This window comes from Stenotrophomonas sp. AS1 (assembly GCF_048957655.1).
GTDB lineage: Bacteria > Pseudomonadota > Gammaproteobacteria > Xanthomonadales > Xanthomonadaceae > Stenotrophomonas > Stenotrophomonas bentonitica_A.
In genome coordinates this window covers 297,878-322,389 of sequence record NZ_JARVXM010000009.1, presented here as the reverse complement: position 1 = coordinate 322,389, position 24,512 = coordinate 297,878, and the positions used below count along the sequence as shown (strand labels likewise).

At 66.6% G+C, this 24,512-nt stretch carries 21 protein-coding genes and 1 pseudogene; 11 read left to right on the top strand and 11 right to left on the bottom strand.

The genetic code is table 11. The features are described from left to right. Positions 1 to 15: 15 nt before the first annotated feature. Positions 16 to 408, bottom strand: a complete 393-nt coding sequence (locus PV764_RS18545) for a hypothetical protein (protein WP_229298500.1) — start codon at positions 406 to 408, stop codon at positions 16 to 18. Positions 409 to 805: 397 nt separating this feature from the next. Between PV764_RS18545 and PV764_RS18540 the strand changes: the two genes are divergently transcribed. From PV764_RS18540 to PV764_RS18520, 5 genes and pseudogenes are all read left to right on the top strand, one after another. Then, complete coding sequence (locus PV764_RS18540; RefSeq protein WP_012478648.1) at positions 806 to 1,393, top strand: cyclin-dependent kinase inhibitor 3 family protein; 588 nt, start codon at positions 806 to 808, stop codon at positions 1,391 to 1,393. Between the two features lie 120 nt (positions 1,394 to 1,513). After that, positions 1,514 to 2,368: pseudogene (locus tag PV764_RS18535) on the top strand (PA0069 family radical SAM protein); the annotation flags it as partial. Positions 2,369 to 2,468: 100 nt separating this feature from the next. Further along, positions 2,469 to 2,831, top strand: coding sequence for a hypothetical protein (locus PV764_RS18530; protein ID WP_421117257.1), 363 nt, complete (start codon positions 2,469 to 2,471; stop codon positions 2,829 to 2,831). A gap of 365 nt (positions 2,832 to 3,196) precedes the next feature. Then, positions 3,197 to 3,406, top strand: coding sequence for a hypothetical protein (locus PV764_RS18525; RefSeq protein WP_421117256.1), 210 nt, complete (start codon positions 3,197 to 3,199; stop codon positions 3,404 to 3,406). Next, positions 3,381 to 3,860, top strand: coding sequence for a hypothetical protein (locus PV764_RS18520; protein ID WP_421117255.1), 480 nt, complete (start codon positions 3,381 to 3,383; stop codon positions 3,858 to 3,860). The genes PV764_RS18525 and PV764_RS18520 overlap by 26 nt, the downstream gene beginning before the upstream one ends. 94 nt (positions 3,861 to 3,954) lie before the next feature. Here the strand turns inward: PV764_RS18520 and PV764_RS18515 are convergent, their stop codons facing one another. The 3 genes from PV764_RS18515 to PV764_RS18505 form a co-directional block, all read right to left on the bottom strand. Beyond that, positions 3,955 to 4,665, bottom strand: coding sequence for a 2OG-Fe(II) oxygenase (locus tag PV764_RS18515; RefSeq protein ID WP_121043760.1), 711 nt, complete (start codon positions 4,663 to 4,665; stop codon positions 3,955 to 3,957). Positions 4,666 to 4,774: 109 nt separating this feature from the next. After that, on the bottom strand, positions 4,775 to 5,791 hold the full coding sequence (locus PV764_RS18510) for a class 1 fructose-bisphosphatase (RefSeq protein ID WP_046272251.1): 1,017 nt from the start codon (positions 5,789 to 5,791) through the stop codon (positions 4,775 to 4,777). Positions 5,792 to 5,958: 167 nt separating this feature from the next. After that, positions 5,959 to 7,161, bottom strand: a complete 1,203-nt coding sequence (locus PV764_RS18505; protein ID WP_421117254.1) for an aromatic amino acid transaminase — start codon at positions 7,159 to 7,161, stop codon at positions 5,959 to 5,961. A 176-nt stretch (positions 7,162 to 7,337) separates the two neighbouring features. On the opposite strand from PV764_RS18505, the gene PV764_RS18500 reads away from it, so the two are divergent. Further along, positions 7,338 to 9,464 carry a TonB-dependent receptor family protein gene (locus tag PV764_RS18500; protein WP_421117253.1) on the top strand — a complete coding sequence of 709 codons (2,127 nt, stop codon included), beginning with the start codon at positions 7,338 to 7,340 and terminating at the stop codon, positions 9,462 to 9,464. A 10-nt stretch (positions 9,465 to 9,474) separates the two neighbouring features. On the opposite strand, the gene PV764_RS18495 is transcribed toward PV764_RS18500, so the two are convergent. Beyond that, positions 9,475 to 9,816, bottom strand: a complete 342-nt coding sequence (locus PV764_RS18495; protein WP_284128591.1) for a hypothetical protein — start codon at positions 9,814 to 9,816, stop codon at positions 9,475 to 9,477. Between the two features lie 144 nt (positions 9,817 to 9,960). Here PV764_RS18495 and PV764_RS18490 point away from each other — a divergent pair, with 144 nt between their 5' ends. The 3 genes from PV764_RS18490 (at position 9,961) to ligD (ending at position 13,988) form a co-directional block, all read left to right on the top strand. Continuing rightward, the gene (locus PV764_RS18490; protein ID WP_019184068.1) at positions 9,961 to 10,356 is read left to right on the top strand and encodes a hypothetical protein; all 396 of its coding nucleotides are present in this window, start codon (positions 9,961 to 9,963) and stop codon (positions 10,354 to 10,356) included. 98 nt (positions 10,357 to 10,454) lie between these two features. Continuing rightward, entirely contained in the window at positions 10,455 to 11,396 is a 942-nt protein-coding gene (locus PV764_RS18485) for a Ku protein (protein WP_019184069.1), read from the top strand. Positions 11,397 to 11,402: 6 nt separating this feature from the next. Continuing rightward, positions 11,403 to 13,988: a DNA ligase D gene (ligD, locus tag PV764_RS18480; RefSeq protein ID WP_421117252.1), complete on the top strand. Its 2,586-nt coding sequence runs from the start codon at positions 11,403 to 11,405 to the stop codon at positions 13,986 to 13,988. On the opposite strand, the gene PV764_RS18475 is transcribed toward ligD, so the two are convergent. The 4 genes from PV764_RS18475 to adh form a co-directional block, all read right to left on the bottom strand. Next, a complete protein-coding gene (locus PV764_RS18475) occupies positions 13,989 to 14,384 on the bottom strand; it encodes a hypothetical protein (protein ID WP_284128589.1) in 396 nt (131 codons plus the stop codon). A 56-nt stretch (positions 14,385 to 14,440) separates the two neighbouring features. Beyond that, positions 14,441 to 14,818, bottom strand: coding sequence for a DUF779 domain-containing protein (locus PV764_RS18470; protein WP_421117251.1), 378 nt, complete (start codon positions 14,816 to 14,818; stop codon positions 14,441 to 14,443). Positions 14,819 to 14,906: 88 nt separating this feature from the next. Then, positions 14,907 to 15,935, bottom strand: a complete 1,029-nt coding sequence (adhP, locus tag PV764_RS18465; RefSeq protein WP_019184073.1) for an alcohol dehydrogenase AdhP — start codon at positions 15,933 to 15,935, stop codon at positions 14,907 to 14,909. An 86-nt stretch (positions 15,936 to 16,021) separates the two neighbouring features. Continuing rightward, positions 16,022 to 17,551: an aldehyde dehydrogenase gene (adh, locus tag PV764_RS18460; RefSeq protein WP_421117250.1), complete on the bottom strand. Its 1,530-nt coding sequence runs from the start codon at positions 17,549 to 17,551 to the stop codon at positions 16,022 to 16,024. 240 nt (positions 17,552 to 17,791) lie between these two features. Between adh and PV764_RS18455 the strand changes: the two genes are divergently transcribed. After that, positions 17,792 to 19,675, top strand: coding sequence for a sigma-54-dependent Fis family transcriptional regulator (locus PV764_RS18455; RefSeq protein WP_421117249.1), 1,884 nt, complete (start codon positions 17,792 to 17,794; stop codon positions 19,673 to 19,675). A gap of 19 nt (positions 19,676 to 19,694) precedes the next feature. Here PV764_RS18455 and eda read toward each other — a convergent pair whose 3' ends face one another. Beyond that, complete coding sequence (gene eda / locus PV764_RS18450) at positions 19,695 to 20,333, bottom strand: bifunctional 4-hydroxy-2-oxoglutarate aldolase/2-dehydro-3-deoxy-phosphogluconate aldolase (protein ID WP_421117248.1); 639 nt, start codon at positions 20,331 to 20,333, stop codon at positions 19,695 to 19,697. After that, positions 20,320 to 21,336 carry a sugar kinase gene (locus PV764_RS18445; RefSeq protein ID WP_421117247.1) on the bottom strand — a complete coding sequence of 339 codons (1,017 nt, stop codon included), beginning with the start codon at positions 21,334 to 21,336 and terminating at the stop codon, positions 20,320 to 20,322. Before PV764_RS18445 ends, eda begins: the two co-directional genes overlap by 14 nt. A gap of 271 nt (positions 21,337 to 21,607) precedes the next feature. On the opposite strand from PV764_RS18445, the gene PV764_RS18440 reads away from it, so the two are divergent. Further along, complete coding sequence (locus tag PV764_RS18440; RefSeq protein WP_026069920.1) at positions 21,608 to 24,364, top strand: TonB-dependent receptor; 2,757 nt, start codon at positions 21,608 to 21,610, stop codon at positions 24,362 to 24,364. Positions 24,365 to 24,512 lie beyond the last annotated feature (148 nt).

Genomic DNA, 24,512 nt, shown 5'->3' with positions numbered 1-24,512 from the left:
GCGCGGCAGGTGTCGTCAGACGATCGGAGGTCTGAATGGCGAGCCGCGATGACCAGAGGGCTCATCGACGGAGTGCAGGCCGGGCAGTAAAGATGCCGGCGGAACAGTTGCTAGGTTCAGATTCGAAGACACCAGCATGCCGGCAAAGCTCACATCGGCCTGGTGAAGGACGCTGTGCACGCCCGATGCATGCTTCGGATCTACGTTGTCGCCAGTTCCAGGACCGTGTGAGTGCCCGTGCTCTGCCGTTGCAGCGATGTCGTGCTCGGCAGTATGGAGCTCGCCCTGTTGGATCACGATCGGCCGAACAACGACGCTCAACAGCATCAGCACGAAAAGGCTGAACCGGATGAGTCGACGGTGGCGGGCCGAGAAGGCGGACATGAAAGGAAGAATAGAGGCAGTCAAGCTGAGTTGTCGAGAGCCCTGAGTTGGAGCCCCCCCTGATCCAGTTATGGCTTGGCGCTCGAGGGAGGGCGTCGCTTAAGCCCACTCCGATCAGATCGCATTGCCTCAGGTATCGCCGCGCCTGCTGCCGCTTCTGGCCGATAGCGGCCGCCCAGTAAGGATGGTGCCGGCCAGAGGCTGGAACTGGGCCTCACTGCTCTCTGGAACCGCGTCCTCCAGGCTCGTTCCAACGTCGAATGGGGCCTGGCCCCTCTCTCAGGCGTTGGGCGATTCTGCGCTGCTTATGGGATTCAGTAAGACCATATCCGTACCACTAGGCTCACCGTTGGACTTTCAGGTTAAAAGGGCGCAGCGTTCGCTTCTCGCCCAACAGGGCCATTGATTTCGGAGAGCGCAGGTGAGCAGAACAAGTAATTCTCATCCACTGCAGATTGCGACGCTGCCTATCGGCGTGAATGGCGGTGCGATCGGCGTTACCTTTGCACCGGGAAAATATCAGGACGTCGCAATGACGGGGTCTTGGGCCCGAGACTTGGATATCGATCTGGCGTCGATAGTCGCGTGGGGAGCACAGCATCTGATCACGTTGATTGAGCCGTGGGAGTTCGAAGAGCTACGAATTACCTCCTTGGCAGAGCGTGCCAAAGCGCATGGCTTGATGTGGCACGGCCTACCGATTAAGGATGGTGCGGCTCCTGATGCACGGCTGCTTCTGCCATGGCAATCCACAGGACCCCAGTTCGCAGCCGAGCTCTTGTCCGGAAGCAGGATCGTGGTGCACTGCAAAGGAGGCCTAGGGCGAGCGGGGACCGTGGCGTCGATGCTTCTCATTGACACGGGCTGCGCTCCAGACGGCATCGATGCGATCGCTAAGGTGCGCTCGGTGCGCCCTGGTGCAGTGGAGACTGCGGAGCAGGAAGAATTCATCCTGAATTGGCCTGCTCGCAGAGCCTCAAGTCTGGGGGTAGTCGCAATGCCCGGCTAACCTACCCTTTACCGCCTTGGGCTGGAATACAAGAGGACGGAACTCCGCAGGTAGTCTGTAGGGAAGCCGCCGTAGGGGACGCAGTGCTGAACACTTTTCCTCGAACACATATAGTGTTGGTGCTCGTACTGTTTTGCCCGACCCTCGCACGCCTATCTCAATCTCTCGCCCGGTCTGGACTTCGAGACCAAGCTGTTCGCCAAGACCAATGCGCCGCAGCTGCTGCGCAAGGAGTTCTCGCGCCCCGGCTACGTGCCGCAGCCGATCGCGCTGGGCATCAATACCGATGCCTACCAGCCGATCGAGCGCAAGCTCAAACTGACCCGCCAGCTGATCGAGGTGATGCTGGAAACCCAGCACCCCTTCTCGTTGATCACCAAGAACGCGCTGGTCGAGCGCGACATCGACCTGCTTGCGCCGCTGGCTGAAAAGCACCTGGTCAGCGTGCACTTCTCGGTGACCTCGCTGGACCCGCATCTGTCGGCCAAGCTGGAGCCGCGCGCCTCGGCCCCGCATGCACGGTTGCGCGCGATGCGTCGCCTGAGCGATGCCGGCATCCCGGTCGGGGTGATGGTCGCGCCGGTGATCCCGTGGATCAACGATGCCGAGCTGGAAGCCGTGCTCGAGGCCGCCCACGATGCCGGTGCCACCACGGCCGGCTACGTGCTGCTGCGCCTGCCGCTGGAAGTGGCGCCCCTGTTCCGCGACTGGCTCGACACCCACCATCCGGACCGCGCCACGCACGTGATGAGCACCATCAACCAGCTGCGTGGCGGCAAGGACTACAACAGCCAGTTCGGCACGCGCATGCGCGGCGAAGGCGTCTACGCCGACCTGCTGTCAAACCGCTTCAAGCTGGCCCGCAAGCGCCTGGGCTTCGACGCGCAGCACAGCCACTGGCCGAAGCTGGACTGCACCCGCTTCCTGCGGCCGTTGCCGCCGCGGGCGGAGTCACCGCAGGGCTCGTTGTTCTGATCAGCAACCGGTGGACATTGGGGCGCGCCCGACCAACAATCGGGGCAAGGCACCGCGCCGCGGTGGCCTGACGTCCATATCGGATATCCAGGGGAACCACATGTCATCGGCAGCCACCTCGGCCGCGTCGAACGCGGCCAACATCGCGATCAACGCCGCCATCACCGCCGCGGTGCAGCAGCAGCGCGACGCGTTGATCGCACACTTCACCGGCCATCAGGCGCTGTCGCCGCAGAGCGCGATCGCGGCGGACAGCATCGACCCTGCATTGCAGGTAGCGCTGAAGTACTACCGCGACAACGGCGTCATCCGCGACGCGGGCGGTGATCGTCTCTATCTCGATCTGGACGTGCTGGCCGGGTTGAAGGCGAAGGCGAAGCGCACCGGGCGCAATGTGCTGATCACCGTGATGGTGTTGGCGGTGCTGGTTGCAGCCGTAGTGGTTGTGCTGGCGACTTGGTAACGCATGGGTCGCCCGTGTCACCCGGTGCCTGCGACTGCAAGGAGACCGCGTTGGGATGAAATGGATTCATCGACTTGGGATCGCCTACCTGTGGATGCTCCCAGTGAACTTCGTGGTACTTACGGGGCTGAAAGTTGCCTACCGTGTTCCTCTAGGCGAACAGGAGCTGGTTGGGTTGTCGTTGGCGATCCTTGGAACTGTGGGAGCGACGGTTTCCACTCGCCGAGGCCGCGCGAGTCGTTCCGATACGGCCGGTGATCGATGACGCGGGTTGGAGCGAAGCTTTGCTCAACCGGCAAGCATTTGGACGGATAGAGTGGAAGGGCGTTGATCGAGACGTTGAACTCAAGCCAAGGAGCAAGCACATGCTGGACCATCACTGGAGGATGGTAAATCTCGTGGTATTCGTCCTGATCACGATTGCGACGGGAGTGAATGCTCTCTGCAGGATTGCAGACGGGAAATTTACCGGCGTGCACCAGTACGCGCTGGCTTTCTTCGGCTTGTTCACTTTGTTCCTGAGTGTCGTCACCATCATGACGATGCTGCGTGCAAGCGCGCACCGCCGAAAGTGATCCAGGCTTCGGAGAGCATCGCGTCGCTTTCAAGATAAGGACAGGTCAATCCGTGGTTGACGAGTACTTCACCGTGTCACTCCGGATATGGCATCCGACACTGTCGGGTGACGCGATTACCGGGGCGCTATGCTTGATACCAGAGGTCAGTCACAGCGTTGGAACGCAGAGGACGACTCCGTTTGGCGATCCCCTTGAGGGCCTCTACCGCTGCACCTACTGGAGCTTTCCGCTCGTCGAGAAGACACCGGGTGTCTTTACGGATGGGCTGAGTGAGCTGCTGAGGCGCATTGAGCGGTATCGCGGATTCTTCGCGCAGACCGCGCTCGACGGTGGCCGCACGGAACTCTTTGTCGGTGTCTTCAAAGAGGATTCGGTCGGGTTCACCCTTGAGCCGCACGTGATGATCGAGTTGGCCAGTCTTTCGTTGGAGCTGTCTGTCGATATCTACTGATATCGGCAACGACGCGCGGCTCGCCCTTTCGCACAGGTTCTGTCCGCTCACGTGATGATTGAACGCGGCAAGAGGCGATCGCCAGGCAGGGCGCTCAATTCCCACCAAACAATTTCTGCGCACTCTGGAAAAGAACCCAGCTCGTTGCAATGAACTTGTCCCCGCCCTGCGGCCGGTTGCCCCGGTGCGTGTGGGTAAACGCCGTCGGTGCGATCAACAGGCTGCCCGTGCGCGGTGCGACCTTGCGGCCCTGGAACAGGAACTCGGTTTCGCCGGCGTCGAAATCGTCGTTGAGGTAGAGCGTCCACAGCAGGTGGCGGTGCAGCGTTTCGCCAGCCGGATCGCGTGGGTACAGCTCGCAGTGCCAGTACGGATAGCCACCCTCGCCCGCGGCATACCATTGCAGATTGATGGCACCGGGCCGCAGGCAGGTGCGGGCCAGGTCGGACAGCGTGGCGTCGTCCATGTCGGGAAAATCCTCGGCTGCCAACCGGCGCGGTTGGCCGTCGCTGTCCTGGATCTGCAACATCAGCGGCGAGATCAGGGCCTGTGGATAACGGCGTAGATAAGTCAGCAAACCCTTGAAAACCGCCTGCTGCAGCACCGCTTCGGCCTGCCGCCACTCGGGGCGCCCGCTGATGCGAAGATCCTTGCTGTGCTTGAGTTCCGGGAACACACCGCTGCCCACTTCGCCCGGCTGCAACTGCGCACTGGATCGCATCTGGGCCTGCAGGGCCGCGCAGACCTCGTTGGGGACGGCGTTGTGGATTACTTCGATGAAATCGAGCGGCGCGTCGGCAGTCATGGGGTCATCCGTGGGCACGAATGGCCGATGGTGACCGCTGCCGTGGCCGATGTCACGCCGTTGCCACGTAGCAACAGGGCTGACCAGGCGGCCAGCCCTGCGTAGGAAATCACCCTGCCGCGCTGTCGTGTTCGCGGTGGTAACGGGTGGCTTCTTCCACTTCATTGCGCGAGCCGAGGAAGACCGGCACGCGCTGGTGCAGCTGATCGGGCTGGATGTCGAGAATGCGCTCGCGGCCGGTGGTGGCGGCGCCGCCGGCCTGTTCGACCAGCAGGCCCATCGGGTTGGCTTCGTACATCAGGCGCAGCTTGCCGGCCTTGGAGGGATCCTTCGTGTCCCACGGGTAGATGAAGATGCCGCCGCGGGTCAGGATCCGATGCACGTCGGCCACCATGCTGGCGATCCAGCGCATGTTGAAGTTCTTGCCGCGCGCGCCTTCCTTGCCGGCCAGCAGGTCCTGCACGTAGCCCTGCATCGGGGTTTCCCAATGCCGCTGGTTGGACATGTTGATCGCGAATTCCTGGGTGTCCGCCGGAATCTGCATGTCCGGCGTGGTCAGCACGAACTCGCCCTTCTCGCGGTCCAGGGTGAACGCGTGCGTGCCGTGGCCGACGGTGAGCACCATCTGCGTGCTCGGCCCGTAGATGCAGTAGCCGGCCGCGACCTGCGCGGTGCCCGGCTGCAGGAAGCTGGCATCGTTGGGCTGTTCGGTGCCCGGCGGGCAGCGCAGCACCGAGAAGATGGTGCCGACCGAGACGTTGACGTCGATGTTGGAGCTGCCATCGAGGGGATCGAACAGCAGCAGGAAGTCACCGCGCGGGTAGGTGTCCGGCACCGGCTGGCAGTGATCCATTTCTTCCGAGGCGCAGGCCGCGAGGTGGCCGCCCCAGGCGTTGGCTTCCAGCAGGATCTCGTTGCTGATCACGTCCAGCTTCTTCTGCGCTTCACCCTGCACGTTGCCGGTACCGGCTTCGCCGAGCACACCGCCCAGCGCGCCCTTGCTGACCGCGATGGAGATGCTGGTGCAGGCGCGGGCAACGACAGCGATCAGCTGGCGCAGATCGGCGTTGATGCGGCCGGCATGTTGCTCTTCGATCAGATAGCGGGTCAGCGACGTCTGGGACATGGAATCAGGCGGCCTTCAAAGGGGAAGCGCCTATTGTCGCCCTTCCCCGGAGCCATTACGAGGCGCGGGCCGCCGTAACCGTTCCCACCGCGCGCAACGCGCTGCCGGCGCGGCAAAGAAAAACGGCCGCACAGGGCGGCCGTTCTTCCTCACGGGGGCGATGCCGCTCAGCCCTTGCTGACGGTCGCCACGGCCTTGGCCACGTACGCCAGGTTGCCCTGGTTCAGTGCGGCCACGCAGATGCGGCCGGTGCCCACCGCGTAGATCGCGAACTCGTCGCGCAGGCGGTCCACCTGGGCGCGGCTCAGGCCTGAGTACGAGAACATGCCGGCCTGGTCGTTGATGAAGGCGTACTCCGGTGCGCCGGCGGCGACCAGGTTCTCCACCAGGCCATGGCGCAGGGCATGGATGCGCTCACGCATCTCGGTCAGTTCCGCTTCCCACAGCTGGCGCAGCTCGACGCTGTTGAGCACGCCGGCCACCAGCGCCGCGCCATGGTTGGACGGGCTGGAGTAGATCGTGCGGATGATGCGCTTGACCTGCGACTGCACCGCCTTGGCCGCGTTCGCATCCGGGGCGACCACCGACAGCGCGCCAATGCGCTCGCCATACAGCGAGAACGACTTGGAGTACGAGTTGGCGACCACGAAGCTGTCGATGCCGGCCTCGGCGATGATGCGCACGGCGGCGCCATCTTCGCTGATGCCCTTGTCGAAGCCCTGGTAGGCCATGTCGATGAACGGGAACAGCTGGCGGTCCTTCAGCAGCTCGGCCACCTGCTTCCACTGCGCGACGGTGAGGTCGGCACCGGTCGGGTTGTGGCAGCACGCGTGCAGCAGCACCACGGTGCCCGGCTGCAGCTTGCCGAGGTCGGCCAGCATGCCGTCGAAGTCCACGCCATGGGTGGCGGCATCGAAGTAGGTGTAATCGACCACGTCGAAGCCGGCCGCGCCGAACACCGCGCGATGGTTTTCCCAGCTCGGATTGCTGATGGCGATGGTGGCGTGCGGCAGCAGCTTGTGCAGCAGGTCCGCGCCGACGCGCAGCGCACCGCTGCCGCCGATGGTCTGCGAGGTGGCCACGCGGCCAGCGGCCAGCAGCGGCGAATCCTTGCCGAAGACCAGCTCGCGGGTGGCCTGGTTGTAGGCCGGCAGGCCGTCGATCGGCAGGTAGCCGCGCGGTTTGGCGTCATTGGCCAGCTGCTGTTCGATCCTGTTCACGGCGCGGAGCAGCGGGATGCGGCCGCTCTCGTCGTAATAGATGCCCACGCCCAGGTTGACCTTGGTCGGACGGCTGTCGGCGTTGTAAGCCTCGGTCAGGCCCAGGATCGGGTCGCCTGGGACCAGTTCCACATTTGCAAAGAAGGACACGGCGGTACTCATTCGGATGACGGAAGGGGGAGGGTGGCGCGACGCAGGATTGGCGGCAGAATCAGCCAAAACCGACCCATCGTAACAAAGCCCTGCCAAGGGCGCCGAGGCCGTCGTCACGTCATCTTCCGTACCATGGCGTGCGGCACGCCCATTTACCGAGGATCCCGCCCCGCATGCTCCGTCTTACCCCGCTGGCCCGCCATTGTGCGCTGGCCTCGGCCGTGTTGCTGCCGTCGCTGGCGCAGGCCCAGAACACCCCCGCTCCCACCGCCCCGATCGAGCGGCTGCCCACGGTCCAGGTCCAGGCTGCGCGCGTGGCGCAGGTGGCCGATATCGACCTGCCCGCCTCGCTGACCACGGTCTGGGTGGATGAAGACCGTACCGGCCCGCTGGCCCAGCTCTCCGAGGCGCTCAACGGCATCCCCGAGGTGGTCGCACGCGATCGTCAGAACTACGCGCAGGACACCCAGCTCTCGATCCGCGGCTTCGGCGCGCGTTCGACCTTCGGCGTGCGCGGCGTGCGCGTGCTGGTGGACGGTGTGCCGGCCACCATGCCCGACGGCCAGGGCCAGCTCTCCCACGCCAGCCTGCTCTCGGCGCAGCGCGTGGAGGTGCTGCGCGGGCCGTTCTCGGCGCTGTACGGCAACTCCTCCGGTGGCGTGGTCCAGGTGTGGAGCGCGGACGGTGCCGAAGGCGACCCGTGGCGCCTGCGGCTGGATACCGGCAGCGACAACACTGTCAGCGCCGGCGCCCAGCTGCGTGGCGTGCAGGGCCCGATCCGCTACAACGTGGCCGCCAACCACTTCCGCACCGATGGCTGGCGCGACCACAGCCAGGCCCGGCGCGAATCGGTCAACGCCCGCTTGGGTACGGATGTCGGCGGCGGCCAGCTGGATCTGGTGCTGAACTACTTCGATGCGCCCGACGCGCAGGATCCACTCGGCCTGACCCGCGCCCAGGTGCGCGAGAACCCGCGCCAGGCCACCGCGGTGGCCACCCAGTACAACACCCGCAAATCCGTGCGCCAGGCCCAGGCCGGGCTGGTCTTCACCCGCACCGAAGGGGCGCAGACCTGGCGTGCGATGGGCTACGCCGGCCAGCGCAGCGTGGAGCAGTACCTGGCGATCCCGCCGGGGCCGCAGGCCAACCCGCTGCATGCCGGCGGGGTGATCGATCTGGACGGCGATTACGGTGGACTCGACGCGCGCTGGGCCTGGCACGGCGACTGGGCCGGACGCCCGCTGGACGTGGTGATCGGCGCCAATGCCGACCGTCAGCAGCAGGATCGCCGCGGTTACGAGAATTTCGTGGGTGATCAGGTGGGCATCAAGGGCCGCCTGCGCCGTGACCAGAGCGACCGGGTCGAGAACCTGGACCAGTTCGCGCAGGCGTGGTGGCAGTGGGCGCCGCGCTGGTCGCTGTTGCTTGGTATGCGCCACAGCACCGTCCGCTTCCGCTCCAACGACCACTACATCACCGCCGGCAATCCCGACGACAGCGGGTCGCGTCGCTACGAAGCGACCACCCCGGTGGCCGGCGTGGTGTTCCGCGCCAGCGATGCGTGGCGGCTGTATGCCTCGGCCGGGCGTGGCTTCGAGACCCCGACCTTCAACGAGCTGGGCTACCGCGCCGATGGCCAGGCCGGGCTGGCGCTGGATCTCTCGGCGGCCCGCAGCCGCAACCTGGAAGTGGGCAGCAAGTGGCACGGCCAGAGTGGCGCACAGGTCGAGGCTGCGCTGTTCCGCGCCGATACCGATGACGAGCTGGCGGTGGCGAGCAACAGCGGCGGCCGCAGCACCTACCGCAACATCGGCCGGACCCGCCGCCAGGGGGCGGAAGCCAGCTATGTACAGCCGCTGGGTACGCAGGCGGATCTATCGCTGGCCTACACCTGGATCGAGGCCACCGTGCGCGACCCGTATGCGCTGTGCGCGGCCAGCGGCTGCAACACGGTTGCGGCCGGGTCACGCCTGCCCGGCGTGCCCAGTCAGCAGTGGAACGCGCGGGTGCAGTACCGACCGGGCCCGTGGCAGTGGGCGGGCGAGGTGGTGGCCTCCAGCGATACCGTGGTGAACGACCTGGCGACGGAACGCGCGCCGGGCTACGCGCTGCTCAACCTGGAAATGTCACGGCGCTGGACCACCACGCAGGGCACGCTGCGTGCCTTCGCGCGGATCGACAACGCGCTGGACCAGCGCTACATCGGCTCGGTGATCGTCAACGATGGCAACCAGCGCTTCTTCGAGCCCGGCCCGGATCGTCGCTACAACGTGGGCCTGCAGTGGCAGTGGGCGCCCTGATCGGAGCGGCTTACCTGGGCGGCTTGGCCGGCACGAACGGTGAGGTCGGGTCGCTGGCCGGGAAGGTCTCTTCCAGCGCCTCGTCCTGGTTGTCGCTGGCGTGTTCCTTGCGCTGGCGGCGCTGGTATTCATCTTCGCGGCGATGATGGCCGGCGGGGCCTTTCTCGCCGGCCGCCGAATCCTTGCGGTCGCGCGGGACGGGATCGGACGTGACGGCCACCGGCAGGTGATCGGGTTCCTCGTCGGGCACGGACATGCCGGCGCCGCGGTCTTCGGCGTCCTGGTTGTCATGTTTGGCGCGCTGCTCGCCGGGGACCGGGGCGGTGGCATCGCGCAGGGGATCGCGGGGCATGGGAGTTCTCCAGTTGCTGTGCAGCCCACTACAGCGCGCGGCGGGTGAAGTCGCTGCGAATCCCGGTGCGTCAACGAATCTGTCACGGCTGGATAACGGCGGCGGGTCTATTCCTGCCTCCCCCACCGCTGTCGGAGTCGTGTCATGCCCCGCCTGGACCGCCGTGCCGCACCTGCGTTGTTCAACGCCTACCTGCAGCCGGAACGGAGCGGGCGCCGCGCGCGCCGCGACCGCGCCGAAGACGCGCAGGCGGTCGCCCAGGACTACCTGCAGTACATGCGCAGTGACTACGAGCAGCGCCGCAGCCAGGGGCGCCGCAGCTGGCGCGACCTGTACCCGGCCTATGCCTTCGCCCTGACCACGCATTACGCCGACTGGCCGCGCGGCGCCGATGACACCGACGGCGAGCTGGCCGAGCACTGGGAACAGATGCGCGGCCAATCGCGGCTGGGCTGGCACCAGGCACGGGCGGTGGTCGAGGATGCCTGGCTGGCGCTGGACCACATGCCGGCGGCGGCGGTGCACGGCCTGCTGCAGTAACCGCGGGCGTGCAGCCACGGCCTGCACAGGCCGGACACAGGCGTTTCACGTGCGCCGCGGTACAGCTGCCCTCCCTGTAGTGTTGGAGTGGCGCCACCATGGCCCGACCGATCTGGACCGGCACGCTGTCATTCGGGCTGCTCAATGTCCCGGTGTCGCTGATGTCCGGCGAACGCAATGTCGACCTGCACTTCCGCATGCTGGATTCGCGCGACCGCAAGCCGATCCGCTTCGAACGGGTCAACGCCGATACCGGTGAGGAAGTGCCGTGGAAAGAGATCGTCAAAGCCTACGAGTACGACAAGGGCAGCTATGTCGTGCTGGAGGAAGACGACATCCGCTCGGCCGCGCCGCAAAGCCATGAGGCGGTCGAGGTGGAGACCTTCGTCGACGCCGCCACCATCGATCCGCGGTACTACGAGAAGCCCTACCTGCTGGTGCCCGCCAAGAAAGCCGAGAAAGGCTACGTGCTGCTGCGCGAAACGTTGCGCAGCACCGGCAAGGTCGGCATCGCACGGGTGGTGGTGCGTACGCGCGAATACCTGTGCGCGGTGATGCCGCACGGCGATGCACTGGTGCTGATGATCCTGCGTTATCCACAGGAACTGGTCGACCCGGACGAGTACAAGCTGCCCAGCGGCAGCCTCGCCGAGTACCGCATCAACAGCAAGGAAACGGCGATGGCCGAGCAGTTGATCGCCTCCATGTCCGGCGAATGGAAGCCGGATGAGTACCACGATGAATTCCGCGAGCGCCTGCACACGCTGCTGAAAAAGCGGATCAAGGCCAAGGGTGGCACCACCAAGGTGGAGGAAGAGCCGGCCCCGCGCGAGGACGATGCGACCAACGTGGTCGACTTCATGTCGTTGCTGCAGAAGAGCCTGGATGCCAAGAAGCGCACGCCGGCCGCCAAAAAGTCAGCGGCGAAGAAGGCCACGGCGAAGGTCGCCAAACCCACTGCGGCCAAAAAGGCGACCAAGACTGCGGGCAAAGCGGCCAAGAAGACCACCAAGCGCGCGCCCGCGCGCAAAGCCGGGTAAGCCGACGTGTCCCTGCAGGAATACCGCCGCAAACGCCGTTTCGACGGCACCCCCGAGCCGGATGCCGAGCGTCGCGGCGCGCCGGCGCGGCGGCCGATCTTCGTCGTGCAGCTGCACCACGCCAGCTCGCGCCATTACGACTTCCGGCTGGAAGCCGATGGCGTGCTCAAGAGCTGGGCGGTGCCGAAAGGCCCCTCGCTGCGCGTCGGTGAAAAACGGCTCGCGGTGGAGGTTGAAGATCACCCGCTGTCCTACGCGACGTTTGCCGGCGATATCCCCAGCGGCCATTACGGCGCCGGGCATGTGGACGTCTACGACCACGGCACCTGGGCCTGCGATGGCGACCCGCTGGAGGCGATCGCGGCCGGCAAGGTGGACTTCGTCCTGCACGGTGAACGGCTCAAGGGCGGGTGGAAACTGGTGCGCACCGCGATGAAGGGCAAGCAGCACCAGTGGTTGCTGATCAAACGCGATGACGAGGAGGCCAGGGATATGGAGGCTGATGATCTGTTGGAGGGGGCGCCGAAGGCAGCCAAGCGCACGAGCGCGAAGAAGGTTGCCGCTGCCAACGCCAGCAAAGCTGCCCCGGCAAGGAAGACCGCGCCGGCCAAGGCCGCGACAGGGGGCCCCGCACGCAAGGCCGAACGCAAGGCCGACGCGCGCTGGTCCAAGCGCGCGCTGGCCCTGCAGGGCGCTCGCACAACGCCCTACCCGCACGACTTCAAGCCCCAGCTGACCGATCACCGTGCCACCGCACCGGACGGCGAGCAGTGGCTGCACGAGATCAAATGGGACGGCTATCGCCTGCTGGCCGATGTGCGCGATGGCGTGGTGTCGCTGCGCTCGCGCGGCGGGCTGAACTGGACCGACGATTTTCCCGAGGTGGTGCAGGCGATCGAGCGGCTGCCGGTGCGCGATCTGCGCCTGGACGGTGAGCTGGTGGTACTGGATGCGCAGGGCCGCAGTGACTTCACTGCATTGCAGAAGGTCATCGATGGCACCGCCAAACAGCCGCTGCGCTATGTGGTGTTCGACATGCCCGGCATCGCCGGGGTGGACCTCAGCCGGGTGCCACTGCTGGAGCGCAAGACCCTGCTCAAGGACCTGCTGGGCGCCACGCCGGGCACCCTGGCCTACAGCGACCACGTGCGCGACCACGGCCCGGCGGTGTTTGCCGCCAGTGGCGAGGCCGGCTTCGAAGGCATCATCAGCAAGCGGATCGACGCGCCCTACGTCAACGCGCGTTCGCGCGACTGGATCAAGATCAAGCACGAGAACACCGATGAGTTCCTCATCGTCGGCTATACCGAACCGAAGGGATCGCGCAGTGGCTTCGGCTCGCTGCTGATGGCGACCCCGGACAAGCGCGGGCTGCGCTATGTCGGCCGCGTCGGCACGGGCTTCGACGATGCCGCGCTGCGCGCGTTGACCAGGCAGCTGACCCCGCTGACGGTGAAGGACGCGGTGGTCGAGCTGCCTTCGCATGTGCCGTTCACCGCACGCAGCGTGCACTGGGTGAAGCCGGTGCTGGTGGCGGAGGTCGCGTTCCGTGGATGGGCCAAGGAAGGGTTGCTGCGCCAGGCCAGCTTCAAGCGGCTGCGCGAGGACAAACACGCCGAGGATCTGGGCGCCACAGCTACGGCCGTCTCCCCTACCGCCTCCACTACCGCGGCCTCCGCCACCCCGGCCGGCACGCGCGGGCGAAAGAAGGCAGCTGCGGCCGCGCAGGACGAGAGCACGGTGACGATCAGCCACCCCGAGCGCGTGGTGTTCGCCAAGGCGAAGATCACCAAGGGCGAGGTGGCCGACTACTACCGCCGCATGGCGCGCTGGATCCTGCCCGAGGTGGCGCACCGCCCGCTGTCGGTGCTGCGCTGCCCGGACGGGGTGGACAAGCCCTGCTTCTTCCAGAAACACCACGGCACCGGCCTGGGCGGTGCGGTCAAGGCGATTCCGCTGGAGCAGAAGAGCGGGCGCGAAGACTACCTCTACATCGAGGACGTGGAGGGCCTGCTGCAGCTGGTGCAGATGAACACCCTGGAGCTGCATCCCTGGGGCGCCACGGTCGATGACCCAGAGCATCCGGACCGGTTGGTGTTCGATCTGGATCCCGGCGAAGGCGTGAACTGGACGCAGATCAAGGCCGCCGCACGCGATGTGCGCGCGCGTCTGCAGGAAGCCGGGCTGGAGAGCTTCGTCCGGCTCTCCGGCGGCAAGGGCGTGCACGTGGTGGTGCCGCTGCAGCCCAAGGCCGACTGGGCGCAGGCCAAGGACTTCTGCGAGGCGTTTGCGCAGGCCATGGCCACCCAGGCACCGGAGCGCTATGTGGCGACGATGAGCAAGGCCAAGCGCGACGGGGTGATCTTCATCGATTGGCTGCGCAATGCGCGCGGCGCCACCAGTGTGAGCTCGTGGTCGCTGCGGGCGCGGCCCGGAGCCGGCGTGGCGGTGCCACTGCGCTGGGAAGAGCTGGGCCGCATCGCGGCGCCGGACGCCTTCCCGATGGCGAAGGCGCTGCAGCGCGCGGAGCGGCTGAAGCAGGACCCGTGGGAAGGCATCGAGCAGGTGAAGCAGGTGCTGCCCGGCAGCTGATCAGGCGTGCGCTGGCCGGAACCGCGTGCCCACCCACAGGCCCACCAATGCCTGCACCGGCAGCGACACCAGCAGGATCACCACGAACCAGAACGGGAAATCGCTGCCGAAATCCCAGGCGGTGTAGATCGAGGCGGCCGCGATCACCGCCCACACCACGCCGCCGTGCACACGTGGCCAGGTGGGCGCATAACGGCTGGCGAAGGCGATCGCAGCGATGCCGCTGAGGATCGTCCAGGCCAGGTCCCAGGCCAGCTGCGGCTCGCCGCCCGGCGGAATGCGCAGCAACGGCACCAGCCAGGAACCGAGGCTGTTGACCAGCACCATCACCGCGAACGCGAACACGACGGCCAGCACGGACAGCAGTGGATTCTTCAGGGCGGACCACACAGGCATGGCAGGGGCGTCACGGCGGGAGAGCCGCCATTATGGACGGGTTGCCGCGGCGTGGTTCAGACCCGGCCGGCGGCCTTGAGCTGCGCGAACTCCTCATCGCTGAACAAGCGCGAGCGGACCAGGAAGCGCACGCCCTCGCCGTTCTCCAGCGAAAACATGCCGCCCCGGCCGGGCACCACGTCGATGATCAGCTGGGTGTGCTTCCAGTATTCGAACTGCGCGGGGCTGATGTAGAACGGCGCTCCGCCGATCTCGCCCATGCGCACGTCGCGGTCGCCCACGATGAAATCGTCCTGGGCAAAACACATCGGCGAGGAGCCGTCGCAGCAGCCACCGGACTGATGGAACAGCAGGTCGCCATGGCGGGCCTGCAATGTCTCGATCAGCTGCAGGGCCGGGAGCGTGGCCATTACCTGGAGCGGGAGGTCGGGCATGGTCGGGATTCTCCGGGAGCCGGCCAGCGAGGCCGGCACTACCGTGGAACAGGCGCTGCCGAGGTACATCGGCAGCGCGCCGTGTGTTCTACGCGTTCATGTCGAGCACCACGCGGCCTTCGATCTTGCCTGCGTGCATGCGCGCGAAGATGTCGTTGATGTTCTCCAGCGAATCGCTGGTGACCGTCGCGGCGACCTTGCCCTGCTCGGCGAATTCCAGCGATTCCTGCAGGTCCAGGCGGGTGCCGACGATCGACCCACGCACGGTGATGCCGTTGAGCACCATGCCGAAGATGTCCAGTGGGAAGTTGCCCGGCGGCAGGCCGTTCAACGAGACCGTACCGCCCCGGCGGACCATGCCCAGTGCCTGCTCGAAGGCCTTCGGCGAGACCGCGGTGACCAGTGCGCCGTGCGCGCCGCCGATCTCCTTCTTCAGGAACGCGGCCGGATCGGTATTGCGCGCGTTGACGGTGATCGTCGCGCCCAACCGCTCGGCCAGCGCCAGCTTGCCGTCATCGATATCCACCGCGGCCACGTTCAGGCCCATCGCCTTGGCGTACTGCACGGCCATGTGGCCGAGCCCGCCGATGCCGGAGATCACCACCCACTGGCCGGGCTTGGTATCGGTGACCTTCAGGCCTTTGTAGACGGTGACGCCGGCACACAGGATCGGCGCGACCTCGATGAAGCCGACGCCCTTCGGCAGCAGGCCGACATAGGCCGCATTGGCCAGCGCATATTCGGCGAAGCCACCGTTCACCGAGTAGCCGGTGTTCTGCTGCGCTTCGCACAGGGTTTCCCAGCCGCCCAGGCAGTGCTCGCAGTAGCCGCACGCCGAATACAGCCACGGGATGCCGACGCGGTCGCCCTCGCGGATGTGGCTGACACCCGCACCCACCGCAACCACGTGGCCGACCCCTTCATGGCCGGGAATGAAGGGCGGGTTGGGCTTGACCGGCCAGTCACCGTCCACCGCATGCAGGTCGGTGTGGCACACGCCACAGGCTTCGATCTTCACCAGGATGTCGCCGGGCCCCGGACGCGGCACCTCGACCTCCTCGATGCGCAACGGCTTTCCGAATTCGCGGACGACAGCGGCCTTCATGGTCTTGTTCATGCGTGGATCTCCGTGGATTGCCAATGACAGCACTGTGGCGCCGGCCGCATGCCGGCGCCTTGATCGGGATCAAGCCCGGCGCGGGCTCAGAAGAAGCCCAGCTTCTTGGGCGAATAGCTGACCAGCAGGTTCTTGGTCTGCTGGTAGTGGTCGAGCATCATCTTGTGGTTCTCGCGGCCGATGCCCGACTGCTTGTAGCCACCGAACGCGGCATGTGCCGGATAGGCGTGGTAGCAGTTGGTCCACACGCGCCCGGCCTGGATGCCACGGCCCATGCGGTACAGGCGCGACGCATCGCGGCTCCACACGCCGGCGCCGAGGCCGTACAGGGTGTCGTTGGCGAGCTCCAGCGCGTCCTCCTCGGTCTTGAACGTGGTCACCGAGACCACCGGTCCGAAGATTTCTTCCTGGAACACGCGCATCTTGTTGTGGCCCTTGAACACGGTGGGCTTCACGTAGAAGCCGCCGGCCAGGTCGCCGTCCAACTTGGCCTGCTCACCGCCGATCAGCACCTGCGCACCCTCCTGCTTGCCGATGTCGAAGTAGGAGAGGATTTTCTCCAACTGCTCGGAGGAGGCCTGCGCACCGACCATGGTGTTGGGATCGAGCGGATTGCCCTGCTTGATCGCGGCCACGCGCTTGAGCGCGCGTTCCATGAATTTCTCGTAGATCGATTCCTGGATCAGCGCGCGCGACGGGCAGGTACACACCTCGCCCTGGTTGAAGGCGAACAGCACGAAGCCTTCGATGGCCTTGTCGAGGAAGTCGTCGTCCTCGGCCATGACATCGGCGAAGAAGATGTTCGGGGATTTGCCGCCCAGCTCCAGCGTCACCGGGATCAGGTTCTGGCTGGCGTACTGCATGATCAGCCGGCCGGTGGTGGTCTCGCCGGTGAAGGCGATCTTGGCGATGCGCGGGTTGGACGCCAGCGGCTTGCCCGCCTCCAAACCGAAGCCATTGACCACGTTGAGCACGCCCTTGGGCAGCAGATCGCCGATCACCTCCATCAGCACCAGGATCGAAGCCGGGGTCTGCTCGGCCGGCTTGAGCACCACGCAGTTGCCGGCGGCCAGGGCCGGGGCCAGCTTCCAGGCGGCCATCAGCATCGGGAAGTTCCACGGGATGATCTGCCCGACCACGCCGAGCGGCTCGTGGAAGTGGTAGGCGATGGTGTCCTTGTCGATCTCCGACAGGCTGCCTTCCTGCGCGCGCACCGCCCCGGCGAAATAGCGGAAGTGGTCGGCCATCAGCGGCACGTCGGCGTTGAGCGTTTCGCGGATCGGCTTGCCGTTGTCCCAGGTCTCGGCATGCGCGAGCAGCTCGAGGTTTTCCTCGATGCGGTCGGCGATCCTGTTGAGGATATTGGCGCGTTCGGTGGTCGAGGTCTCGGCCCAGGCGGTCTTGGCCGCGTGGGCAGCGTCGAGCGCCGCTTCGATGTCCTCGGCGTTGGAACGGGCGACCTCGGTGAACACCTTGCCGGTCACCGGCGTGGTGTTTTCAAAGTACTGGCCGCTGCGCGGCGCCACCCATTCCCCGCCGATGTAGTTGCCGTAGCGCGGCTTGAAGATGGACTGCGGATCGGTGGCGTGCGGCTTGGCGGACGTGACGGCATTCATGGGTGCATCTCCGGATGGCAGTGGACAGGCCCGGTAAGGGGTCTGTTCCATGGCGCAAGGACGATGCCAGGTTCGGTGTGGTGCAGTGCGGCATGGCGCTACACGGCGCACGGACTGGAGAGGGCCACTGAAACTGATGCAGTGCACCACGGCCGGTCATTGCGCGGTAACCCCGGGTGTGGTGTTTATCGGAACAGGCCCCGCTACAACTGTCGCAGATTGCGACACTGGAGAGTCCAGGTGTCCCAGCTTCCGCTCCAGCACCGTGTCGGCAATGCGCGCCGCTCGTTCTTCGAACGTGGCGCGGCACCGGTCGGTATCGTGCCCGACACCATCCTGCAGTCCTGGCAACGCTGCCAGCGCGGTGGGCTCTCGGTGGATGCGCAGCCGGAGGTCGAGCCGCTGCCGGACGCGCGCCTGCGCGAACTGCGGCAGCGCCAGGAAACGCTGTGGCGGCTGGCGCGCCCGGAGCTGGATGGCCTGGCCGCCGACATCGCCGCGACCGGCAGCATCGCACTGCTGACCGATGAAGCCGGCTGGATCCTGGATGCCGAGGGCAACCCGGCGTTTCTGGACAAGGCCGGGCGCGTGGCGCTGATGCCCGGCGTGCGCTGGGATGAAACCACGGTGGGCACCAATGCGATCGGCACCGCGATCGTCGAAGGCCGCTCGGTGGAGGTGCGTGGTGGCGAGCACTACTTCGCCCCACACGCGATCCTGACCTGTTCGGCGACGCCGATCTTCGATCCCTACGGGCAGCGCGTGGGGGTACTGGATATCTCCGGCGATGCGCGCCAGCAGCACCTGCATGCCCGCGTCCTGGCGCGGCAGGCGGTGGCGCACATCGAACACCGTTACTTCGAGGCAGGGCTGGGCGACTGCGAGGTGGTCCGCCTGCATCACGACGCCGGGCTGCTCGGCACCGCGCGCGAAGGCGTGCTGGGCTTCCGCAATGGCCGCCTGGTGGCCGCCAACCGTGCCGGGCTGGCTCTGTTCGGCCTGGACCACGGCGACATCGGCAGGGCGCCCTACGAGGCGTTGTTCGATGGCCCGCTGGCGCGGCTGCACGATGATGGCGCGCTGGTCGACCGCCAGGGACGTGCGCTGTATGGCCACGTGAGCCCGTCCGGTGGCGCCACGGTACGCTCGCCACTGCCCGCGCGGCCGGCCCCCGCGGCACCCGCGCGCGCCGCTGCAGCTGCGGTGCGGGTGGACGCCACGCCGCTGTTCGATGCGGCCCAGCAGCAGGTGCTCGAGCGCGCCTGCCGCGTGCTGGATGCGCAGCTGCCGGTGCTGCTGCAGGGTGAGACCGGTACCGGCAAGGAAGTCTTCGCGCGTGAGCTGCACCGGCGCAGTACGCGTGCCGACAAGCCGTTCGTGGCGGTCAACTGTGCGGCGCTGCCGGAAGGCCTGATCGAAGCCGAGCTGTTCGGCTACGAGGAAGGTGCCTTCACCGGCGCGCGCAAGAGCGGCAACACCGGCCTGCTGCGCCAGGCCCAGGGCGGGGTGCTGTTCCTCGATGAGATCGGCGACATGCCGCTGGCGCTGCAGCCGCGGCTGCTGCGCGTGCTGCAGGAGCGCACGCTGTCACCGCTGGGCGGCGGCAAGCCGGTGCAGCTGGATTTCGCCTTGATCTGCGCCACCCACCGCGATCTGGACCAGGCAATGGCCGCCGGTGACTTCCGCAGCGATCTCTACTACCGCATCGCCGATCACAGCGTGCGCCTGCCGGCCCTGCGCGAGCATGCCGAGCGTGCAGCGCTGGTGCGTGGCCTGTGGCAGCGGCTGGGCCAGGGCCGCGAACTGGAGACCCCGGCGCTGGAGGCGCTGGCTGGATACACCTGGCCGGGCAATGTGCGGCAGCTGTGTTCCTGCCTGCGCACGCTGGTGGCGCTGAGCGATCCGGGTGACGTGATCCGGCACGGCATGCTGCCGGCCTATCTGCAGGCGGCGCCTGCGCCGGTGATGCCGTCCACGGCCGAGGGTCTGGAGGCGATGACCGAAACCGCCATGCGCGATGCGCTGCGCGCCAGCCATGGCAATGTCGCCCAGGCCGCGCGCGCGCTGGGCATCAGTCGCAGCACCCTGTATCGCCGCGTCGGGGCGACGGCCCGCCGCCACTGAGGCGGCAGGCCGTGCGGGCTCAGCCGACCAGCGCGGCCGAATCGCGCGCGAGCTGCTCGATGCCGGCCCAGTCCCTGGCCTGCAGCAGCGCCCGCGTCGTGAGCCACGAACCGCCCACGCACAGCACGTTGGGCAGATGCAGGAAATCGCGCGCGGTCTGCGCGCTGATGCCGCCGGTCGGGCAGAACCGCACATCGCCGAACGGGCCGTTCCATGCCGACAGCATGGCCGCGCCGCCGGCCTGCACCGCCGGGAAGAACTTGAAGGTATCCAGGCCCTGCTCCAGGCCGAGCATCAGCTCCGACGAGGTCGCCACGCCCGGCAGGAACGGCAGAACGGTATCGCGCGCGGCGGCGTACAGGCGCGGGGTCGCGCCCGGCGATACCGCAAAGCGCCCGCCCACCTGCTTGACCTTCTCCATCTGCGCGGCCGTCAACACGGTACCGGCGCCGACCACGGCATCGGGCACGGCCTCGACCATCGCCTGGATCGCCTCCATCGCCATCGGCGTGCGCAGCGTCACTTCGATCACCGGCAGGCCGCCGTTGAACAGGGCACGCGCGACCTCGACCGCATCCTCGACATTTTCCGGGGTGAACACCGGAATCACCGGGGCCAGTTTCAGGACTGCGCGTACGCGCGGATCAGCGCCGGACATCGAATCGCTCCTCGCCCGTGAGGGCCATGATGTCAGCCTCGCTGACAGGGTTGAAATCGCCGGGGATGGAATGCTTCAGGCAGCCTGCGGCCAGGCCGAAGCGCACGATCATGTCCGGCGCGAAGCCGCGCATCATGCCATGCAGGATGCCGGCGGCGAAGGCATCGCCACCGCCAATGCGGTCCACGATGCCGATCATCTCGCGGGTGGGTGCCACGGCGCGGGTGCCATCGCGGCCGATCAGCATCGCCCCGAGCGAATGGGTGTCCACACTGTGCGGGGTGCGCTGGGTGCAGGCCATCCACTGCAGCCGCGGGAAGGCCGCGAAGGCCTGCGCGGCGGCTGCATCGACCCGCTCGTGCACATCGGCCTGCCCGAATTCACCCCCGAGCACCACCCCGATATCGCGGTAGTCCGCGAAGACCAGATCGGCGCAGGCGAACAGCTCGCGCAGGATGCCGGGTGCATCACCCTGCCAGCGCGCCCACAGCGACGGGCGGAAGTTGCCATCGAAGGACACCTTCACGCCCCGCGCGCACGCCGCACGCGCGGCGGCCAGCGTGGCCTGGGCCATGGCCGGGTTGAGCGCCGGGCTCACCCCGGACAGGTGCAGCCAGTCGGCACCGGTCAACAGCGTGTCCCAGTCGTAGTCGGCGGCGCTGCTGTTGGCGAAGGCCGAATCGGCACGGTCGTAGACCACTTCGCTGGCACGCTGCACGGCGCCGGTGGTCAGGAAGTACAGGCCCATGCGGCCCTCGGTGCGGCGCACCGCCGCGGTGTCCACGCCGTGCCGGCGCAGTTCGCCCACGGCGTACTCGCCCAGCGGGTTGGACGGCACCGTGCTGACCGCGGCCACTGCATGCCCCAGATGGGCCAGGGAGACACCCACATTGGCCTCCGCACCCCCGGCGTGCACGGCCAGCTGCGGGCTCTGCAGCAACAGCTCCCGGCCGGGCGCGCTCATGCGCAGCAACAACTCTCCGAAACAGACAACACGACTCATGGTCCTGGATCCTTGTGAGGGCCGCGGACGCCGCGAGGACGTCCAGCAGCAATGGCTAGCGGTGTCATTCTAGCGATGGACGCCGCCCCGTCCACCTGTCCCGAATGTCGGAACCATTGTCCTGCAAGCGTCTGCGGGACATTGAAAGTCTGCTGCGGTGCAAGATGCCGGATCAGTAACGGGCTGTTAACGTCCGCCCTGACCAGCGGTGTCATTGCACTGACATGTCGTTGGATAGCTGTTTCATGTAGCACCTTGGGAGAGGGAAAACATGCAAGTCCAGAACACGCAGAAAAAGACACCGGTTACCTTGCTCGCATTGTCGATCGGCCTGGCGCTGAGTGGTACCGCGCTGGCCCAGGATGCGGGAACCAACCCCACCGATCTGGATACCGTCGTCGTCACCGGCTACCGCGCCAGTGTCGAGAAGGCGCTGGACATCAAGCGCGGCGAAGCCGGCGTGGTCGACGCCATCGTCGCCGAGGATATCGGCAAGTTCCCGGATCTGAACCTGGCCGAGTCGCTGCAGCGCATCCCCGGCGTGGTCATCACCCGCGAAGCGGGCGAAGGCCGCAACATCTCCGTGCGTGGCCTGGGCCCGGATTTCACCCGCGTGCGCATCAACGGCATGGAAGCGCTGACCACGGTCGGTGCCGGTGACCAGAGCGGCGGCACCAACCGCGGCCGCGGCTTCGACTTCAACGTGTTCGCCTCGGACCTGTTCTCGCAGCTGATGGTGCGCAAGACCGCCTCGGCCGACGTCGAGGAAGGCTCGCTGGGGGCCACGGTCGACCTGCGCACCGCGCGCCCGTTCGACTATGACGGCTTCACCTTTGCCGCCAGCGGCCAGGCCGGTTACAACGCGATGGCCGAAAAAGCCGACCCGCGCATGGCCGCACTGATTTCCAACACCTTCGCCGATGGCACCTTCGGTGCGTTGCTGTCGGTGGCCTACTCCGAGCGCCAGGCGCTGGAAGAGGGCTCCAACACCGGCCGCTGGGCCAACGGCCCGAGCAACGGCAACTTCAACGCGGCCTCGCCGTTCGCCGCCGCCCGTTCGGCCGACGTCTACCACCCGCGCTTCCCGCGCTACGTGCAGATGGAGCATGAGCAGAAGCGCCTGGGCGTGACCGGCACCCTGCAGTGGAAGCCGAGCGATGCCACCGAATTCTCGCTGGATGCGCTGTATTCCAAGATCGATGCGACCCGCGACGAGCACTACATCGAAGCGATCTCCTTCAGCCGTGGCACCAGCACCACGCCGCGCTTGGTCGGCAAGCCGGCGATGATCGTCAAGAACGGCGTGATCGAGAACAATGCGCTGGTCTACGGCGAGTTCGACAACGTCGATATCCGCACCGAAAACCGCCATGACGAGTGGAGCACCGAGTTCAAGCAGCTCAGCCTCAATGGCCAGCACCGCTTCGGCGATGACTTCACCTTGTCCGGCAAGGTCGGCATCTCGCGCTCCAAGCACGAGAACCCGGTGCAGACCACGATCATCATGGACAAGTACGACGTCGACAATTACAGCTACGACTACCGGGGCAACAGCCGGTTCCCGACGCTGAACTACGGCATCGACCCGACCAACCCGGCGGGCTGGGAACTGGCGGAAATCCGCCTGCGCCCGCAGTACGTGGACAATGACTTCGATACCGGCCAGCTCGACTTCAACTGGAACATCAGCCCGGGCTTCCGCCTGAAGGGCGGCGTGCTGGCCAAGGACTACACCTTCAAGACCACCGAGCTGCGCCGTGCCAGCGAACTGGCCGTGCCCAACTTCGCCGATGGCACCAAGATCGTGCCGGTGGACATGACCGAGCAGGCCGGCCTGAAGGGCATCAACGGCAGCCCGTCCAACTGGGTGGTGCCGGACCTGAACGCGATTGCCGATCAGTTCGACATCTACAGCAACAGCGGCATCTTCGCCGTCGCCCCGCGCGCCAACAACGTGCGCAGCGTCGAAGAGAAGGACCGTGGTGCCTACCTGATGGGCGAGTTCTCCACCGAACTGGGCAGCCTGCCGCTGTCGGGCAACGTGGGCGTACGCTACGTGCGCACCAAGCAGAGCTCCACCGGCCTGTCCACGTTGGCCACCGGTACGGTTTCCACCACCGAGAACCGCACCTACAACGACACCCTGCCCTCGTTCAACCTGGTGGCTGAAGTCACCCCGGACTTCCTGATCCGCCTCGGCGCGGCCAAGGTGATGAGCCGCCCGGGCCTGGGCAGCCTGACGCCGGGCGCAACGGTGGCCGTGGCCGGTGGTGCGCGCACCATCTCCAGCGGCAACCCGGACCTGGAGCCGATCCGCGCGACCAACGTCGACCTCGGCTTCGAGTGGTACTTTGCCGAAGGCGCGATGGCCGGCATCGGGCTGTTCTACAAGGACATCGAGAGCTTCGTGCAGACCACCCGCGAAGTGCGTCCGTACTCCGACAGCGGCCTGCCCGCCTCGCTGCTGATCGGCACCGGTGCCTCGCCCGCCGATGACTTCACCTACAGCCGCCCGGTCAACACCCCGGGCGGTGAACTGCACGGCGTGGAAGCCAACTACACCCAGCCGTTCACCTTCCTGCCGGGCAAGTGGTCCAACCTGGGCGTGCAGTTGAACTACACCTGGGTGGAATCGCAGATCCAGTACCTCAACGCGGCCGGCCAGCCGGTGATGAAGACCGACCTGACCGGCCTGTCCAAGTCGTCCTGGAACGCCACGCTGTTCTACGAAGGCAAGGTCTTCTCCGGCCGTGTCTCGGCGACCAACCGCGATGACTACCTGACCCAGGCGCCGGGTACGGAAGCCGGCTTCAACCTCGACGGTTACCACGGCATGACCGGCACCACCGTCATCGATGCCTCGATCCGCTACACGATCAGCGACCAGCTCGAACTGAGCCTGGAAGGCATCAACCTGACCAACGAAGCCTCCGACGAGTGGGTCTACTCGCCGGCCACCGGTCGCCTGCCGCTGCAGTACACCGAAACCGGCCGCCAGTTCCTGCTCGGCGTGCGCTACAAGTTCTGATTCAACGGCAGTACCCGCCGGCGGCGTGAGTGATCACGCCGCCGGCTGCGCGCGCGCCGCCATCGTTGCCATCCCACGACTCTCTCCAGCGAATGCACGCTGCTGCGGCGCAAGATGCCGCCGCGTGAAGGGTTTGTTACGTTTCGGA